General features: G+C 63.0%; 18 protein-coding genes. 7 read left to right on the top strand and 11 right to left on the bottom strand.

Features of this window, described 5'->3' with window-relative positions:
* Nucleotides 1-116: 116 nt before the first annotated feature.
* Nucleotides 117-1,199, top strand: a complete 1,083-nt coding sequence (locus AC3WS7_RS10600) for a carbonic anhydrase (RefSeq protein WP_492656323.1) — start codon at nt 117-119, stop codon at nt 1,197-1,199.
* A 51-nt stretch (nt 1,200-1,250) separates the two neighbouring features.
* On the opposite strand, the gene ruvA is transcribed toward AC3WS7_RS10600, so the two are convergent.
* Entirely contained in the window at nt 1,251-1,823 is a 573-nt protein-coding gene (gene ruvA / locus AC3WS7_RS10595; protein ID WP_296472606.1) for a Holliday junction branch migration protein RuvA, read from the bottom strand.
* A 119-nt stretch (nt 1,824-1,942) separates the two neighbouring features.
* On the opposite strand from ruvA, the gene AC3WS7_RS10590 reads away from it, so the two are divergent.
* From AC3WS7_RS10590 to AC3WS7_RS10580, 3 genes are all read left to right on the top strand, one after another.
* Nucleotides 1,943-2,965: a PhoH family protein gene (locus AC3WS7_RS10590; RefSeq protein WP_492656322.1), complete on the top strand. Its 1,023-nt coding sequence runs from the start codon at nt 1,943-1,945 to the stop codon at nt 2,963-2,965.
* 13 nt (nt 2,966-2,978) lie between these two features.
* Nucleotides 2,979-3,422 (top strand): rRNA maturation RNase YbeY, encoded by a 444-nt coding sequence (gene ybeY / locus AC3WS7_RS10585; RefSeq protein WP_296472602.1) that lies wholly within the window; start codon nt 2,979-2,981, stop codon nt 3,420-3,422.
* A gap of 199 nt (nt 3,423-3,621) precedes the next feature.
* Nucleotides 3,622-5,889, top strand: a complete 2,268-nt coding sequence (locus AC3WS7_RS10580; RefSeq protein ID WP_492656321.1) for a hypothetical protein — start codon at nt 3,622-3,624, stop codon at nt 5,887-5,889.
* A 96-nt stretch (nt 5,890-5,985) separates the two neighbouring features.
* Here AC3WS7_RS10580 and dtd read toward each other — a convergent pair whose 3' ends face one another.
* Together dtd and tyrS are read right to left on the bottom strand one after the other, a co-directional pair.
* A complete protein-coding gene (dtd, locus tag AC3WS7_RS10575; RefSeq protein WP_492656320.1) occupies nt 5,986-6,450 on the bottom strand; it encodes a D-aminoacyl-tRNA deacylase in 465 nt (154 codons plus the stop codon).
* A gap of 9 nt (nt 6,451-6,459) precedes the next feature.
* Nucleotides 6,460-7,704 carry a tyrosine--tRNA ligase gene (gene tyrS / locus AC3WS7_RS10570; protein ID WP_492656319.1) on the bottom strand — a complete coding sequence of 415 codons (1,245 nt, stop codon included), beginning with the start codon at nt 7,702-7,704 and terminating at the stop codon, nt 6,460-6,462.
* A gap of 122 nt (nt 7,705-7,826) precedes the next feature.
* Between tyrS and AC3WS7_RS10565 the strand changes: the two genes are divergently transcribed.
* Nucleotides 7,827-9,191 (top strand): M23 family metallopeptidase, encoded by a 1,365-nt coding sequence (locus tag AC3WS7_RS10565; protein ID WP_492656318.1) that lies wholly within the window; start codon nt 7,827-7,829, stop codon nt 9,189-9,191.
* 11 nt (nt 9,192-9,202) lie between these two features.
* The gene (locus AC3WS7_RS10560) at nt 9,203-10,318 is read left to right on the top strand and encodes an anhydro-N-acetylmuramic acid kinase (RefSeq protein ID WP_492656317.1); all 1,116 of its coding nucleotides are present in this window, start codon (nt 9,203-9,205) and stop codon (nt 10,316-10,318) included.
* A gap of 19 nt (nt 10,319-10,337) precedes the next feature.
* On the opposite strand, the gene erpA is transcribed toward AC3WS7_RS10560, so the two are convergent.
* The 6 genes from erpA to AC3WS7_RS10530 all read right to left on the bottom strand — a co-directional run bounded on the left by erpA (nt 10,338) and on the right by AC3WS7_RS10530 (nt 14,722).
* Nucleotides 10,338-10,703, bottom strand: a complete 366-nt coding sequence (gene erpA, locus AC3WS7_RS10555; RefSeq protein ID WP_492656316.1) for an iron-sulfur cluster insertion protein ErpA — start codon at nt 10,701-10,703, stop codon at nt 10,338-10,340.
* A gap of 61 nt (nt 10,704-10,764) precedes the next feature.
* Nucleotides 10,765-11,160, bottom strand: a complete 396-nt coding sequence (locus AC3WS7_RS10550) for a bactofilin family protein (RefSeq protein WP_492656315.1) — start codon at nt 11,158-11,160, stop codon at nt 10,765-10,767.
* 18 nt (nt 11,161-11,178) lie between these two features.
* Nucleotides 11,179-11,907 (bottom strand): DUF6776 family protein, encoded by a 729-nt coding sequence (locus tag AC3WS7_RS10545; protein WP_492656314.1) that lies wholly within the window; start codon nt 11,905-11,907, stop codon nt 11,179-11,181.
* Between the two features lie 89 nt (nt 11,908-11,996).
* Nucleotides 11,997-12,389, bottom strand: a complete 393-nt coding sequence (gene rpsI, locus AC3WS7_RS10540; protein ID WP_105261330.1) for a 30S ribosomal protein S9 — start codon at nt 12,387-12,389, stop codon at nt 11,997-11,999.
* Nucleotides 12,386-12,856, bottom strand: a complete 471-nt coding sequence (gene rplM, locus AC3WS7_RS10535) for a 50S ribosomal protein L13 (protein ID WP_094477216.1) — start codon at nt 12,854-12,856, stop codon at nt 12,386-12,388. The genes rpsI and rplM overlap by 4 nt, the downstream gene beginning before the upstream one ends.
* A gap of 198 nt (nt 12,857-13,054) precedes the next feature.
* On the bottom strand, nt 13,055-14,722 hold the full coding sequence (locus tag AC3WS7_RS10530) for a serine/threonine protein kinase (protein WP_492656313.1): 1,668 nt from the start codon (nt 14,720-14,722) through the stop codon (nt 13,055-13,057).
* Nucleotides 14,723-14,829: 107 nt separating this feature from the next.
* On the opposite strand from AC3WS7_RS10530, the gene AC3WS7_RS10525 reads away from it, so the two are divergent.
* Nucleotides 14,830-15,720 carry a 23S rRNA (adenine(2030)-N(6))-methyltransferase RlmJ gene (locus tag AC3WS7_RS10525; RefSeq protein WP_296472585.1) on the top strand — a complete coding sequence of 297 codons (891 nt, stop codon included), beginning with the start codon at nt 14,830-14,832 and terminating at the stop codon, nt 15,718-15,720.
* Between the two features lie 41 nt (nt 15,721-15,761).
* Here the strand turns inward: AC3WS7_RS10525 and metF are convergent, their stop codons facing one another.
* Together metF and AC3WS7_RS10515 are read right to left on the bottom strand one after the other, a co-directional pair.
* On the bottom strand, nt 15,762-16,610 hold the full coding sequence (gene metF, locus AC3WS7_RS10520; RefSeq protein ID WP_492656312.1) for a methylenetetrahydrofolate reductase [NAD(P)H]: 849 nt from the start codon (nt 16,608-16,610) through the stop codon (nt 15,762-15,764).
* Nucleotides 16,611-16,653: 43 nt separating this feature from the next.
* The gene (locus tag AC3WS7_RS10515) at nt 16,654-17,559 is read right to left on the bottom strand and encodes a TlyA family RNA methyltransferase (protein ID WP_492656311.1); all 906 of its coding nucleotides are present in this window, start codon (nt 17,557-17,559) and stop codon (nt 16,654-16,656) included.
* Between the last annotated feature and the right edge of the window lie 2 nt (nt 17,560-17,561).

The following is a 17,561-nucleotide window of genomic DNA, read 5'->3' as shown; positions in this document are numbered from 1 at the left end:
GGGTGGGTTGCCACTATAGCCTGCACGGGGCGACGCTCAAGAAGCAGGCCACAACTGCCGATAGCAGAGGTAAGCCCCATTGTCCCGACCGTGCACGTCTGAAAGGCCATGCCCCCATGTTCTCCCGCCGCCCCACAGCTTTGCACCGATCCTTGGCACCGTCCAGACTCCTGGGCGCACTGCTTCTGACTGGCATGGCGCTTGGCGCCGGCCAAGTCCACGCCAACGACCCGCCCCCCGCCCCCAAGGCGGCCGCCAAGAAACCGGTGGCCGACATCACGGCCACCAGCGCCGCCAGCCCCAAAGAAGTGGGCGACCAGTTGCGCGAGGCCCTGGGCACCGCGGTGCCCGCCAAGAAAAAACTCACCATCGTGGTCAGCGGCAAAGCCGCCGGCAATGGCACACCGGCACCGGTGAGCGCCAAAACCGCGCGCGCAGCCGCCGTGGTGGGCCATGGGCAAACGGTGCATATTTCCTCGGTGGCTGCAGCACCTGCTGCAGACGCCCACGGTGGTGAGGCGCACTGGGCCTACGAGGGTGAGGCTGGTCCGCAGGCCTGGGCCAAGCTCAAGCCCGACTTCAACGTCTGTGCCCTGGGAAAACGCCAGTCCCCCATCAACATTGAAGACGGCAACACCCTGCAGGGCCCGGCGGAAGCGGTGAAGTTCAACTACGTGCCGAGCAACGGCACCGTGGTCAACAACGGCCACACCATCCAGGTGGATGTGCAGGGTGACAACAGCATCACTGTGCGCGGATCGCGCTACCGGCTGCTGCAATTCCACTTCCACTCCCCGTCCGAGGAACAAATCAACGGGCAACGGGCCGCCATGGTGGTGCACCTGGTGCACAAGAGTGACGAGGGCCAACTGGCTGTGGTGGCGGTGCTGCTGCAGCCCGGTGAGACCAACCCCCTGATCGACAAGGTCTGGACCTACATGCCGCTGGACGCGGGTGACCGCGTGCGCATGCCGCGCGAGCTGCTCAACCTCAACGAACTGCTGCCCGCCGACCAGCGCTACTACCAGTTCATGGGCTCACTGACCACGCCACCCTGCACCGAAGGGGTGTTGTGGATGGTGCTCAAGCAGCCCTCGCCGCTCAGCCGCAGCCAGCTCAAGCTCTTCACCCAGCTCTATCCCAACAACGCCCGCCCGGTGCAAGCCCTGAATGGCCGTCCGGTGCGCGAAGCACAGTAATTTGCTATCAATTAAGTAGCTTCTCGCGCACTATCTACGGGCGCCAGAGGCTTATTTGGCCAATGCCTTCAGGGCCAGCTTGATACCGTCGCTGACACCCACATCCTTGGGCAGGGCCTTGAGGGCGACCGCCGCCTCCTTGTCGCTGTAGCCCAGGGCCAGCAGCGCCTGCAGGATGTCGGATTGCGCGTCCCCCACCGCCCCCATGGGCGCGCCGAGGTCGGCCCCCAGCTTGCCCTTGAGCTCCAGCAGCAGCCGTTCGGCCGTCTTCTTGCCGATGCCCGGCACCTTGATCAGACGCCCCGCCTCCTGCAGGGTCACAGCCTGCGCCAGGTCCCCCACATCCATGCCGGACAACACCGAGAGCGCGGTGCGCGGCCCCACGCCCGAGATTTTGATCAACTCGCGGAAGGCCTCGCGCTCGGTGCTGGTGGCAAAACCATAGAGGATTTGCGCGTCTTCCCGCACCACGAAGTGGGTCAGCAGGCTCACCTTGTGACCGTCCGCGGGCAGGTTGTAGAAGGTGCTCATGGGCACCTGCACCTCGTAGCCCACACCGCCACAGTCGATGATGATCTGTGGCGGGTTTTTGTCGCTGACGATGCCTGTGAGTTTGCCGATCATGGGGTGGGGTCCGGGTTCTGGGGTGGTGGGTGGCCGACAGGGCCAACATTAGGGACAATGCAGGGGTCGCGCGCTCGTAGCGCCCATTCGCACTCAACCTGCTTTGCCGGATTATCAGCTTGATTCTCAAACACATCTTCACCCCGCTGAACAACACGCGCCTCTCGCACCTGTGCGGCCCGACCGATGAGCACCTGCGCACCATCGAGCGTGAACTGGAGGTGCGCATTGCCCACCGGCATGAGCAGTTCAAGGTGGAAGGTGCCAAGGCCAAAGCCCAGCGCGCCCTGGAAATGCTGCAAGCCCTGTACGAGATTGCCGGACGGCCGATCGCGGCCTCTACCGTGCAGCTCATGCTCAGTGGCGATGGCGGCATGGACGGTGAAGACGGCCCCAGCCTCTCCACCCGCCGCGCCGACCTCAAGCCGCGCAGCCAGAACCAGGCGCTGTACCTGGACAACATTGCCGAGTTCGACATTACGTTTGGCATCGGCCCGGCCGGCACCGGCAAGACCTACCTGGCCGTGGCCGCCGCGGTGGACGCACTGCAGCGCAGCGCGGTGCAGCGCATTGTGCTGACGCGCCCGGCCGTGGAAGCCGGTGAGCGCCTGGGCTTTTTGCCGGGCGACCTGAATCAGAAGGTGGACCCGTATCTGCGCCCGCTGTACGACGCGCTCTACGACCTAATGGGCTACGACCAGGTGCACAAGGCGTTTGAGCGCCAGCAGCTGGAAATTGCGCCACTGGCCTTCATGCGCGGGCGCACGCTGAACAACGCGTTTGTGATCCTGGACGAGGCGCAAAACACCACGCCCGAGCAGATGAAGATGTTTTTGACACGCGTGGGCTTTGGCACCAAAACGGTCATTACCGGCGACGTGAGCCAGATCGACCTGCCCAAGTCGCAAATGAGTGGCCTGGTGGATGCCGAGCGCATCCTGCGCCGCACGCCGGGCATTGCCATCACGCGCCTGACCAGCGCCGACATCGTGCGCCACCCGCTGGTGGCCCGCATCGTGGATGCCTACGAGGCCGCGCGGCTGGAAGACCTGCCGCAGATTGCTATCCCCGAGCCGGAACCCGAGTTGCCCCGCGTGGGCCTGCCCAAAGCCCGCACACCGCGCCGCAACCCAACCCTTTGATGCCCTGAACACCATGCTCCCAGAACTCAGCCTCTCCCTGCAATTCGGCAAAATCAAAGACGCCGACCAACACCGCGACGCCCTCAAGCGCCACAAAGTCATCCGCTGGATCCGCAACACCCTGGAGGTGGAGGGTGAGATCACCGTGCGCATCGTGGACGCCGAAGAAGGCCAGACCCTGAACCGCGAGTATCGCCAGAAGGACTACGCCACCAACGTGCTGACCTTCGACTACACCCAGGAGCCCGTCACCGCCGACCTGGTGCTGTGCGCGCCGGTGATCGCCAAAGAAGCCAAAGAACAAAAGAAAACGCTGGAAGCCCACTACGCCCACATGATCGTGCACGGCACCCTGCACGCCCAAGGCTGGGACCACGAACTGGACGAAGACGCCGAAGTGATGGAGCTGCGCGAGAGCGAGATCATGGCGCGGCTGGGGTTCAAGAACCCGTATTGAGATGCGTGTGGGCCTGCGCTACTTCGGAACGCAGCTCGGGGATGGGGCCTGCGTTTTGCGCCGGTCAAGGAGGGGCCCACGCAGCGGGCGGGGGACACGGAGCAACACGCAGGCCCGATCCCCGGGTACGTGAGCACCAGTCAATTTGCATATCTTTTAACCCTCTAGCCCCCGCCCCATATGCGCGAGCAGCTACCAAATGCATAGCAAAACTCACTGGCTTCTGAGTATCGGCCTGCTGCTCGCAGGGGTTTCGCAGGCGCAGACCTGGAACTTCTCGCCGCCGCGCGATACCTTCCAGCCCGAGGCGCTGCTGGACCTGCGCAGCCTGAACGAAACCACCGCCGGGGAAACCGGCTTTGTGCGGGCGACTGCCGAGGGTGACCTGGTGCGGGGCGACGGCAAGCCGCTGCGCGTATGGGCCATCAACACCCATGTGGCTGGCCGCACCGGCCAGACACGCCCGCAGTGGCCGCTGGGGGCACCCGATCTGGCCCGCCACGCCCGCTTCATGGCCAAACGCGGCGTCAACATGGTGCGGCTGCACCAGCAAATCAGCCCGGCGCTGGACAAAACGCCGAACGCAGCCATCACCGACATCAACCTGGCCGAACGCGACGCCATCTGGCGCTCCGTGGCGGCCATGCGCAAAGAGGGCATTTACACCACGCTCTCGCCCTACTGGGCCGTGTCCATGAAGTTTGCCGCGGCCTGGGGCATAGCGGGGGGCGACAAACAGTCGGCGCTGGGCCTGCTGTTTTTTGACCCCACGCTGCAGGCGGCCTACAAGGCCTGGTGGCGCGCACTGTTGACCGAGCCCAATCCCTACACCGGCATCCCGCTGGCGCAGGACCCCAGCGTGGCCATCCTGCAGTTGCAAAACGAGGACAGCCTGCTGTTCTGGAGCGTAAACGGCATCCAGGGCCCCCAGCGTCTGGCGCTGGAGCGCCGCTATGGCGAATTTCTGGCGCGCAAGTACGGCAGCCTGGACCAGGCCCTGGCCCAGTGGAAGGGCGCCGCCGATGCGGGCGACGCGCCGCAAGACGGCCGCGTCGCGCTGCTCAACCTGTGGGAGCTGACCCAGCCCCCGCGCGACTGGCCCCTGGTGGGCGACCCGCAGGACCTGCGCGGTGGCAAGGCCCTGCGCCGGGCCGACCAGACCGAGTTTTATGCGCGCACCATGCACAGCTTCAACACCGGCATGGTGCAGTACCTGCGCCAGACCCTGGGCGCGCGGCAGCTGGTGAACGCCGGCAACTGGAAAACCGGCAGCACCCGCTACCTCAACGATGCGGAGCGCTGGTCCTACACCGCGGGCGAGGTGGATGCCGCCAACGTCTACACCGGGGGCCTGCACAAGGGGGTGAACAACGGCTGGGCGCTGATGAAGGATGACCAGTTCACCAACGAGAGCATCTTGCACCGCCCGGACAAACTGCCCATCAACCTGAAGCAAACCCAGGGGCGGCCCATGCTGCTGACGGAGGGCAACTGGGTGCTGCCCAACAATTTTGGGGCCGAGGGGCCGTTTCTGGTCTCGGCCTACGCGGCCCTGAGTGGGGTGGACGGGTACTACTGGTTCGCAACCGGCGACGAGGGCTGGACGCCGCCACAGTCGGCCAATGGCTACCTGCCTTCGCAAGGCAAATGGCTATTTGCCACGCCCGAGATTCTGGGCAGCTTTCCGGCCGCGGCATTGGCTTTTCGCATGGGTTATGTACGCCGTGGCACGCCGGTGGTGCTGGAGCAGCGCACGCTGAACGCGCTGTGGCAACGCAAGGCCCCGCTGATTGCGGAAGAAACCAGCTTCGACCCCAACCGCGACACTGGCGACGCCCCGCTGCGCGACGGCCAGGCCACCAGCGCACGCGCCCAGGCCTTCCAGGTCGGGCCCGTGCTGGTGGCCTACGGCCCCCCAAAAACCGCCAGCACCGTGGTGCCACTGGCGCCCTGGGTCGCACCGGGGCAGATCACCTCCAACACCGGGGAGCTGGTGTGGAACACCCTGCTGGGCTACTGCACGGTGAACACCCCGCGGGCCCAGGGGGTGGTGGCCCACTTTGGCAATGCCGCCACCCACCAGTTGCAGGATGTGCGCTTTCGCTCCGGCAACACCTTTGGCGCCGCCATGGCGGTGTCCATGGACGGCGAACCGCTGCGCGCCTCCCAAAAAATTCTGGTTCAATTTGCCACCCAAAGCCGCCCCAACGGCTGGAAAGAAAGCCCGGCCACCCTGGCGCTGGACAACGGCGCCACGGCACCAGGCTTTGTCTTGGAATCGTTCGGCCAGTCGCCTTGGCAAGTGCAGTCTGCGGACCTGGAGATCACGGTGCGCAACCCCCACATCCGCCGCGGCACGGTGCTGGACATGAACGGCATGGCCCTGCAAACCCTGCCGCTCACCCGCAACGGCGAGCTGGCCAGCGTCAAGTTCCCGCCCAACGCGATGTACCTGGTGCTGCAGTAGTACGGTGGGGTGGGACTGGAACAAAGCCGAATTACAAGCCCTTTAAGGCTCCAACCCCGGTGGATACTGCGCAAGCAGCTACCAAATCAATAGCAATCAGGCAGCAGGCGCCACCCGCATCGGAACCGTCACAGGTCCGTCATTGACCAGCTCCACCTGCATGTCCGCCGCAAAAATGCCAGTCTGCACAAGGGAGTGCGCAACGCGGGCCTGGGCCACAAAATAGTCGTACAAACGCCGCCCCTCGTCGGGCGCTGCGGCACCTTTGAAACTGGGGCGGTTGCCACCCGAGGTGTCTGCCGCCAGCGTGAACTGGCTCACGATGAGCAAGCCGCCGTGCAGACCCGCACCATCCAGGTCTTGCACGCTGCGGTTCATCTTGCCTTCGGCATCGCTGAAGATGCGCAGTTTGAGCAGCTTGGCCAAGAGCTTGTCGCCCTGCGCCTCGGTATCACCCTGCTCGGCACACACCAGCACCAGCAGGCCCTGATTGATCTTGCCGACCGTGGCGCCGTCCACCACCACCTGGGCGCGGCGGACGCGCTGTACCAAAGCAAGCATGGCGTGGAATCAGGCGAGGGTCACGCGGGCGAACTTGCGCTTGCCCACCTGCAGCACATAGGTGCCGGCACCGAGCTTGAGGCCCTTGTCGCTCACCACATTGCTATCGATGCGCACACCACCACCGTCGATGAGACGGTTGCCCTCGCCGCTGGACGCCGCCAAGTTGGCAGACTTGAGCAACGCGCCAATACCGACCGGCGCACCGCCCTCACCCAAAGGCAGGCTGATCTCGTCGATCTGGTCCGGCACGCCGCCCTTGCTGCGGTTGATGAAGTCCTGTTCGGCGGCATCGGCCGCGGCGGCGCTGTGGAAGCGCGCCGTGATTTCCTTGGCCAGCGCCACCTTGGCGTCCTTGGGGTTGCGCCCGCCTTCCACCTCGGCCTTGAGAGCGGCAATGGCCGCCTCAGACTGGAAGCTCAGCAACGTGTACCACTTCCACATCAGCACGTCCGAGATGGACAGCACCTTGGCGAACATGGTGTTGGCGTCTTCGCTGATGCCGATGTAGTTGTTCTTGCTCTTGGACATCTTCTCCACGCCGTCCAGGCCTTCGAGCAGCGGCATGGTCAGGATGCACTGCGGCTCCTGGCCGTACTCGGCCTGCAGCGTGCGGCCCATGAGCAGATTGAACTTCTGGTCGGTGCCACCCAGCTCCAGATCGCTCTCCAGCGCCACGGAGTCGTAGCCCTGCATCAGGGGGTAGAGAAATTCGTGCACGGCAATCGGGGTGCCGGCCTTGAAGCGGTCATGGAAATCGTTGCGCTCCATCATGCGGGCCACGGTGTAGCGGCTGGCCAGCTGGATCATGCCGCGTGCGCCCAGCGGGTCGCTCCACTCGCTGTTGTAGCGCAACTCGGTTTTGGTCGGGTCCAGGATCTTGTCGGCCTGGGCGCGGTAGGTTTCGGCGTTGACCTTGATCTGCTCGGCGGTCAGCGGCGGACGCGTGCTGTTGCGTCCCGATGGATCGCCAATCATGCTGGTGAAGTCACCAATCAAAAAGATGACGGTGTGGCCCAGATCTTGCAATTGCCGCATCTTGTTCAGTACCACGGTGTGGCCGATGTGGATGTCCGGCGCGGTGGGGTCCAGCCCCAGCTTGATACGCAGCGGCTTGCCGGTGGCTTCCGACTTGGCGAGCTTTTTCACCCACTCGTCTTGCGGCAGCAGTTCTTCCACACCGCGCAGGGTCACAGCCAAGGCTTCGCGGACACGATCGCTTACAACTAATGGGGGGCTTGAGGCTTGATTCATAAGGGTTTTTTCTTGTTGCCGGGGGATACGCGACCGCTATACTGCGGGCTCTCTCCTGCAACGTGTTCGTTGCCAGCGGCTGGATTTTAGTCGTGCCGCCCCATCCACCGGAGTCCCAGATTTTGAAACACGGATTGACATCCGCCGTAGAAGCCTGTTTTGCCTACGTGCGCAACCTGGCACAACGCCACCCCCAACGTATCACCGCCGTCATGGCCGCCCTCTTGGTAGGCGGTACTGGCGCCACCTTTGCAGTGGCCAATCTGGCCCCCGACGCTGCCGATCTGCCGGTTCGCACGGTGGTGGAGTCGCTCCCCCTGCAACTGGTGCTGCCCGAGGCCACCCTCGCGGCCCTGCCCGCAACGCCCTTGTACCGCTCGGAGCTTACGCGCTCCACCGACACGGCAGACAGCCTGCTCAAACGTCTGGGCGTGTTTGACCCCGCTGCCGCCGCGTTCTTGCGCACCAACAACCAGGTGCAACAAATGCTGCTGGGCCGCGCGGGCCGCAATGTCACAGCAGAGGTGGATGGCCAACAGTCGCTGCTGAGCCTGACGGCCCGCTGGAGCCCGCAGGACGACGGCACCTTCAAACGCCTGAGCATCCGCAAGCAAGGGGCAGACTTCACGGCCCAGCTGGAAACCCTGCCGCTGGTCGCGTCCACCCGTTTGGGCGGCGGCGTGATCCAGACCTCGCTGTTTGCCGCCACCGACGACGCCCGCCTGCCGGATGCGATTGCCGTGCAGTTGGCCGAAATTTTCTCGGGCGATATCGACTTTCACCGCGCCTTGCGCAAGGGAGACCACTTCTCGGTGGCCTACGAAACCCTGGAGGGTGATGGCGAACCTTTGCGCTCCGGCCGTGTGCTGAGTGCCGAATTTGTGAATGCGGGCAAGGCCCACCAGGCCATGTGGTTCCGCGAACCCAGCGCCGCAGAAGCCGCCAAGGGTGGCTACTACACCCTCGAAGGCGAAAGCCTGCGTCGCGCCTTCCTGGCATCGCCCATGGAGTTTTCGCGCGTAAGCAGCGGCTTCAAGATGCGCTTCCACCCCATCTTGCAAAAATGGCGTGCCCACCTGGGTGTGGACTACGCTGCAGCCACTGGCACATCCGTGCGCACAGTGGCTGACGGCGTGGTCGACTTTGCAGGCGTGCAAAACGGCTTTGGCAATGTGGTGATGGTGAAGCACCGCAACAACCAAACCACGGTGTATGCCCACCTGAGCCGCATTGGCGTCAAAAAGGGGCAAACCGTGAGCCAAGGCCAGCACATTGGTGCGGTGGGCTCCACCGGCTGGGCTACCGGCCCGCACCTGCACTTTGAATTCCGCGTCAACGGCGTGCACCACGACCCGCTGACCATTGCCCGCCAAAGCGAATCCATTCCGGTCACGGCCTCCGCCAAACCCCTGTTTGACAAGGCCGCGGCCCAGGTTCGCGCGCAACTCAGCGCCGCAGCCCAGCTCAGCCTGGCCAGCGCAGAATAAGCTGCCCCTCGGTGTCCGAGCTGTACATTGGATTGATGTCCGGCACCTCGCTGGATGGCGTGGACGGGGTACTTGCCGATTTCGCCGCAGGGCAAATGCGTGTGCTGCACCACTGCAGCGCGCCCTTCCCCCCCGATTTGCGCGCCGAACTGCTGGCCCTGAACAGCACCGGCACCGACGAATTGCACCGTGCCGCACTAGCGGGCAACGCCTTGGCGCGCAGCTATGCGGATGTAGTGCAACGCTTGCTTGCCGCCACCCACACGGCGCCTGGCTCGGTGCGGGCCATAGGCGCCCATGGACAAACGGTTCGCCACCGCCCCCGAGAATTCGACCGTACCGGCTATACCTTGCAGCTCAACCAGCCGGCCCTGCTCGCCGAGCTGTGCGGCATCGATGTGGTGGCCGACTTTCGCAGCCGGGATGTGGCTGCCGGTGGCCAGGGCGCACCGTTGGTGCCGCCCTTTCACCACGCATTTTTCGGGCAGACCGACGCAGCACTGGCCGTTCTGAATATTGGCGGCATTTCCAACGTCACCCTCCTGAACCCGGCGTCGGACACGCCAGTCTTGGGGTTTGACTGCGGGCCCGGCAATGCGTTGATGGACGACTGGTGTTACCGCCACACAGGTCAGCCTTATGACGATGCAGGACAGTGGGCCGCCGGTGGCCAAATAGACACGGCCTTGTTGGCCATGTTGCTCAGCGAGCCGTTCTTTGACCAGCCCCCTCCAAAAAGCACGGGGCGGGATCTGTTCAATGCCACCTGGCTGGCGCAGCACCTGCGGCGATTCGAAGCCCTGTCGCCCCAGGATGTACAGGCCACTGTGACCGAGCTGACCGCCCTCTCCTGCGCCCAAGCCCTGCACACCATGGCGCCGACTTGTCACACCCTGGTCGTGTGTGGTGGTGGTGCCCTGAACACCTATCTATTGCAACGCTTGGCACACCACCTGCCAGGCTGTCAGGTCCAGTCGTCCGAAGTCCGAGGGCTCCCCCCCCTGCAGGTCGAGGCCACCGCCTTTGCCTGGCTGGCCCGCCAGGCCTGCCTGCGCCACACCGCAAGCCTTCCAAAAGTAACGGGCGCCCAAGGCGCCCGCATACTCGGTGCAATCTACCCTGCCTGAGCAGGGCACAGCAACACAATCAGGTCGAGAACGAAGAGCCGCAACCGCAGGTGGTGGTGGCGTTGGGATTCTTGATCACGAATTGCGCACCCTGCAGGTCTTCCTTGTAGTCAATCTCGGCACCCACCAAGTACTGGTAACTCATGGCATCGATCAACAAGGACACCCCGTTCTTGGTCATGGTGGTGTCGTCTTCGTTGGTGATTTCGTCAAAGGTGAAACCGTACTGAAAACCGGAACAGCCACCGCCTTGCACAAACACGCGCAGTTTCAGATCGGGGTTGCCCTCTTCCGCGATCAGGTCTGCCACCTTGGCGGCAGCACTGTCGGTAAACAGGATGGGGGCAGGCATTTCAGTTTGGATTTTTTCAGCAACGGCGCTCATGGAACACTCCGGTCTCAATCAGGATAGGGCAAATAGTACAGGAATCCGCTCGGGAATTCTTTCACTGGTTATTTGCCGCTAGTTTCAGTGTGGGCTTTTCTTCGCTGTCCAGCATCGGGCGCAGCTGGCCGGCAATCAGGGCACCTTGGTGCATTTCCAGCGCGGCATACTCCACATCACCTTCGATGCGGGCCTTGGGCTGCAATTCCAGCATGTGGCGGGCGTGGATGGGGCCTTTTACGGTGCCATTGACAATGATGTGGTCTGCCGTGATTTCGCCGGTAATGCTGGCGGAATCGGAGATCACCAAGATGCTGGCACCGCCGTCACTGGCAAGCACATTGCCGACGATGCTGCCATCAACGCGCAATCCGTCCGAAAAGGTCATATTGCCTTCAATCTTGGTACCTTCGGCAATCAGGCTTTTGATCGGGGGCTGTTTCTTTTTATTGAACATGGTGAACCTCTGTAAAAACTACAGCTTGATGGACTGGGCCGCACGAACGACCGCACCGTCAAGAACCCGTGCCGAGACACTTTTGACAAGCACCTGAGGAGGAAGCGCCAACTCGCCCTCCATGCGACCGTACTGTTTCACCTTGATTGGCATGGGCCCATCAGGCAAGGTAGCGGTCCAGGGTTTGCCATTCACCGTGCCCGCAAAAGTGATTTCCAAACGACCATTGAACTCTTGCGTGTTGCGACCCGGCTGCATCACCAGCGTCTGCCATTTTAGCGTCGTCGGGGCAATGAGTTCGGCCTGCAAACCACGGATGGCAAGACCTTCCACCGCACCTGCAGGAATCAATTTTTCAAAGAAACCCAAATCATCACGCAGCAGGCGGTTGTCAGCCTCCAACTGCTTGACTTGCGCCAACAGCTTTTCGTGCGAGGCTTTTTCCGCCGTCACCAGTGTGTCGGCAGTATTGGCGACCGACTGCGCTTCATCCCGTTCGGCCTTGACCGCAACCAACTCGGACCGCAGAGTCGTGACCTCGGTCCTGAGCTGCAGCAACTCGTCTTTGGAGCCCTTCTCCAGACCCGCAATGTCTTTGCCGAACTCAAAGGCCCACAAACCAATTGCAGCACAGAAGCCCAGCACAATCGCCAGCACGGCCCAACGAAACGGCCACGGCAGGGCGCTGCGCACGGCCATGCGGGGGGCACTGATGGTGAGGCGGCGGCGGAGCAGGCGAAATCTCATGGAGGGCGAAGTCTAGCAGCCCAAAAAGAAAAACCGCCAGGATTTGCACCCTGGCGGTTTTTGCAATTGCAACGATTCGTTGCCGGCGATTAACGCTTGGAGAACTGCTTGCGACGGCGAGCGCCGTGGAAGCCGACCTTCTTACGTTCGACTTCACGTGCATCACGTGTCACGAAGCCAGCCTGGCTCAAGACGGGCTTGAGGGTTGCGTCGTAGTCGATCAAAGCGCGGGTAATACCGTGGCGGGTTGCACCAGCCTGGCCAGACTCACCACCGCCAGCCACGTTGACCATGATGTCAAACGTTTCAGCGTGGTTGGTCAACAGCAGGGGCTGTTTGCAGATCATGATGGAAGTTGCACGACCGAAGAAGTTTTCGATCGCTTTGCCGTTCACCACGATTTGGCCGGAGCCTTTTTTCAGAAACACGCGGGCGACGCTGGATTTGCGACGGCCAGTGCCATTGTTCCATTCACCGATCATTGGGCGGCCTCACGTTTCACAGCGTTGTTGGAAATACCAGCGATGTCCAAAACCTTGGGCTGCTGGGCTGTGTGGGGGTGCTCGGCACCGCCATAAACCTTGAGCTTCTTGATCATGGCGTAGCCCAGGGGACCCTTGGGCAGCATGCCCTTGACGGCTTTTTCCAAAGCGCGGCCGGGGTGCTTGGCTTGCATGTCGCGGAAGTTGGTGGCTGTAATGCCGCCGGGGTAACCCGAGTGGCGGTAGTACACCTTGTCAATCGGCTTGGCGCCGGTGACACGCAACTGGGATGCGTTGATGATGACGATGAAGTCACCGGTATCGACGTGAGGCGTGTAAATGGCCTTGTGTTTGCCGCGCAAACGGAGAGCAACTTCGCTGGCTACTCGTCCGAGGACCTTGTCGGTCGCGTCAATCACAAACCACTCGTGCACGACCTCAGCGGGTTTTGCGCTGAAAGTAGACATGAGATTTTCCTAAAAGGAGTGGGTTTGGTGGGTTCTTTTCCACGGTCGGCGTTCCTCTGATGGGAATCTCTTAGGTGGGGAACATTTGGCACCTACCCCCTGAAGGGCGATGCCAAATGACTTCGCCGCGGAACCGCTTAGGCGCTGCGAAGCCCTCGATTATACAAAAAATGTTGAAAAGCCCAAACCCGATGCAGGTCAAGGGCTGAAAGCCTTGTTGTTTTGGCTTTCCCAACGCTTGCGATCGGCAATGCACACTGGCAACTGCGCATATTCCGGCTTTTGGCATTCTTGATACACACACATGCTGCGCGTCCACACACTGGCATTGGGGCACAACTCCGGCGTCGCAGTCGGCGCCACCGGGGCGGAGGCCGCGACCACCGCGGGCCGGCCCTCTGCCCGGACCGGCTTGGCCGGCACGGCAGCAGGCTTTTCCGGCACGGCGGATGTAACTTTGGATGGCACGGGCTTGGACTGAACGACAGCCGGCGCAACAGGACGGGCTGGCATGGCACTGGCCGCCTGAGGTGCCGTCTCGGTTGCCGTGGCCAACGCGCTGGACGCAGCGGCCGGCATCGGTGACTCCTGCACCACAACAGGTTTGCGCAATGCCAAGTAAGCACTCACCATCAGCAACAAGGCCACCGACACCAACCCTCCCCAAAACACCCAATTGGCAACGACGGGGGCACTGGTTTTGCGCCCGGCAGCCCCGCGCGTGCGCTGCGCCCTGCGGACGGCCGTGTTATCGCTGCCCTCCCGACGGTTGCGCTTGGCCGCCAAGGACTGGGTACGTGGCTGAGGAGCGGGCTGCGTGGTGAGCAAGGCCGTGGTTGGGGTATTTGCGTGCTGCGTGTCAGTGTCCAGAGTCACATTGGGACCCAGAGCCTCGCGCCAGTCAAACCGCGCCATGTCAAATGGCGGCTGCAACAGCATTTCCTGGGCAAACGCATCCACACTTTGCGGGCGGTGGTCAGGCTCGATGGCCAGCGCATGGGCCACAGTCCGCACAAAGTCAGGCGTATAGGCTTGGCCAAAGTGTGTTTGTGCCGTCTGGGCCACCTGCGCAAACGGCGGCATGCGGTCACGCACCACCCGAAACGTCGCGGGCAAGGGCGACTCGTTGCACACGCAGCCGTGCACCACGGCCGCCAGGGCGTACAAGTCGGTCCAGGGCCCCTCGCGCAGATCGGGTGCATCGGCGTACTGCTCGATCGGTGCGTAGTTGACTTTCAGGATGGCGGTATGTTTGTGGCTGCTGTCCAGAATGGCGCGCCGGGCGGCCCCCAAATCCAGCAGCACGGGTGGTCCCACATCCTGCAGGAAGATGTTGTCAGGCGACACATCGCGGTGCAACATGGAGTTGCCATGCAGTACCCGCAAGGCCTCAAGCACCGACCACAGCACTTGGCGCAACCACGCCTCAGGGGGCGGGCCGCTCATGCGCCGACGGGCCTCCTTGAGCGTCATCCCTTCATAGAGCGGCATGGCCATGTAGGCGGTGTTATTGGCCTCCCAGAAGCGATAGACCTTGACCAAGGAGGGGTGCTCAAAACGCGCCAGCAGACGTGCTTCCTCCATAAAGGATTGCAAACCGGTCTGAAAAGGCTGGGTGTCGGCCGTGGAGCGCGCGGTCAGCGCCAGGCTTGCATCACGCCCCACCAGGGCCGAGGGCATGTATTCCTTGATAGCCACAGGGCGATGCAAGGTGTGGTCATACCCCCGGTAAACCATGCCAAATCCACCCACCCCCAAAAGCGACTGCACTTCAAACTCGCCCAGCATCGCGCCGGGTGGCAAAGCATCAACATGCCCCAAGGGGACCGCAACAGACGCACCGGGCGGGGATGTTCTTTCACGCATTCTGTAACTGTGTAGAGATCGCGGCGCGAGGCCTTGCGGAACTTGCGGGCCCGTGTGTCCAACGATTACGCCTGTGGCGTGGGTGCCCTGCGTGGGTATCATAGGGGATGTTTAGTTACCGCCACGCCTTTCACGCCGGCAACCATGCCGACGTCCTCAAACACACCGTCCTGCTGGCGGTTCTGCGCTATATGACGCAGAAAGACACCGCCCTCAATGTGTTTGACACCCATGCCGGAGCCGGCCTGTACCGCCTGGATGGTGATTACGCCAAGACCAGCGAAGAGGCCGCGGAAGGATTCTTAAAACTGGTGGGTGCAAAACCCAAACAACCGTTTGCCCCTGCGCTGCAGGACTATGTCGACATGGTGGCGGGCTTCAACAGCGGAGAGCGCTGGAGCGTGTACCCAGGTTCGCCCTTCATCATCCAGAGCCTGCTGCGTGAGCGCGACAAGCTCAAGCTCTATGAACTGCACCCCACCGACACCAAAACCCTGATGGCCAATGTGGCCCAACTGGAGGCAGGCCGCCAAGTCGCCATCCTGCGCGAGGATGGTTTTGAGGGACTCAAAAAGTTTCTGCCGCCGCCGTCACGCCGCGCCCTGGTGCTGTGCGACCCCAGCTACGAGGTAAAGAACGACTACGGCCGCGTGCTCGACATGGTGGCGGATGCGCTGCTGCGCTTTGCCACCGGCACCTATGCCGTGTGGTACCCCATCATCCCCCGGCCCGAAGCACACGACCTGCCCAAGCGCCTGAAAACCATGGCCAACAAAGCGGGCAAGTCCTGGCTGCATGCCACGCTGACGGTCAAGTCCAGCAAGCTGACGCAGGATGCACAAGGCGAAGTCGTTCGCCCCGGGCTGCCCGCCAGCGGCATGTTCCTGATCAACCCGCCGCACACGCTGAAGGCCCAGCTCAAAGATGCCCTCCCGCAGATGGTGGAGCTGCTGGGGCAGGACAGCAACGCCGCGTTTACGCTGGATTCCGCAGGCTAAGTTGGCAAACGCCCCATCAACCAATGGGGCGTACGCAAATCTCAGCTGGCTGACAAGCCCAGGTTCTGGCACAGCGCCAAGGTGGCAGCGCTTTGGTTCATGGTGTAGAAGTGCAGCGCAGGCGCCCCACCGGCGCGCAACTGCTCACACAAGTCCGTCACCACTTCCAGGCCAAAGGCCTTGATCGAGGCCACATCGTCCCCATAGCTTTGCAGGCGCAGGCGAATCCAGCGCGGGATCTCGGCGCCGGAGGCATCCGAGAAGCGCATCAGCTGCGTGGAGCTGGTGATGGGCATGATGCCAGGCACCACCGGCACCTCCAGCCCCAGCGCATCCACCTCTTCCACAAAGCGGAAATAGGCGTCAGAGTTGTAGAAATACTGGGTGATGGCCGAATTGGCACCGGCCTTGACCTTGGCGGCAAACGCCTGCAAATCGCTGGCAGGTGACTTGGCTTGGGGATGCACCTCGGGGTAGGCCGCCACCTCAATGTGGAAGTCGTCCCCCGTCTCGGCGCGGATAAAGGCCACCAGATCACTCGCGTAGTGGAACTCGCCGCCGGCGCCATAGCCGCTGGGCAGGTCCCCACGCAGAGCCACCAGGCGCTTCACGCCCATGGCCTTGAGCGTGGCCAGTTGCGCGCGCACCGTGTCTTTGGTGGCACCAATGCACGAGAAGTGTGACGCCGCGCTCACCCCTTCGGCAAGGATCTCGCGCACGGCGCCGAAAGTGCCTTCTTGCGTGGAACCGCCGGCACCAAAGGTGACCGAACAAAATTCCGGCTGGAGCGCATACAGCTGCTGGCGCACGCCACGCAGCTTCTCCGCACCTTCGGGCGTCTTGGGGGGGAAGAACTCCAGGCTCAGGGGAATTCGGTCGTTGGCAAACATCAGCATCTCCGTCTCACCGGCCCCGCACATGCGGGAATGGTGCTCAGCCCGCCTTGCGGGCGAAAATGAAAAATTCGCGGTTACCGTCGCCACCTTCGATGGACGAGTCGAACCACGCGGTGACCGTCAGGCCCAGTTCGGCGCAGGCCTCGCGCAGGCGCTGTTCGACGATGGCATACATGGCCGGGTCTTTGACAATCCCCCCCTTGCCCACCTGGCCCGGCTGCAGCTCAAACTGCGGCTTCACCAGGGTCAACAGGGAGCCACCCGCTTTGAGCAGGGACACAGCAGCGGGCAACACCAGTGTCTGGGAGATAAAGGACAGGTCCGCCACGAGCACGTCAAACGGCGGAGCGAACTCCGCAGGCAAGGCGGCCAGCTCTGCGTCGTCACCCTCGGAAGGAGGTTCGGCGCCGATCTCGGAGTCATCGAAATCCTCGAAGGTCTCGCCGTCTTCTTCAAGGTCAAATTGCCCCTCAGCGCCCGTACTATCTGCGTAAGCAGCTATCAAATCTGTAGCGGACAAGGTGCGTGCATTGACCCCTTCCACACACAAGACCCGGGCATCCCCGCGCAGGCTGGGGTGCAGCTGGGCGCTGCCCACGTCCACCCCCACCACCGACTGGGCGCCCGCCTGCAGCAGGCAGTCGGTGAAACCACCGGTGCTCTGCCCCACATCCAGACAACGCAAGCCCGCCACTGACAGGCCTACGTGTTTGAGCGCCGCCTCCAGCTTCAGGCCACCGCGCGACACATAACGTGCCTCGGAGTCGTCCAGCAGCTGGATGGGGGCGTCTTCGGGCACATCGTCGCCGTTTTTGACCACGCGCTTCCAGACTTCCCCGCCCACCTCCATCTTTTGCCATTGCACGCCGTCGGCGATCAGGCGCTGTGCTTGCGAGCGGGTGCTGGCCAGCCCGCGCTGTACCAGCAGTTGGTCTATACGCATGG

It is taken from the genome of Rhodoferax sp. EU05-FHT12H12 (genome assembly GCF_058791215.1).
This window is presented reverse-complemented; position numbering and strand designations above follow the sequence as displayed.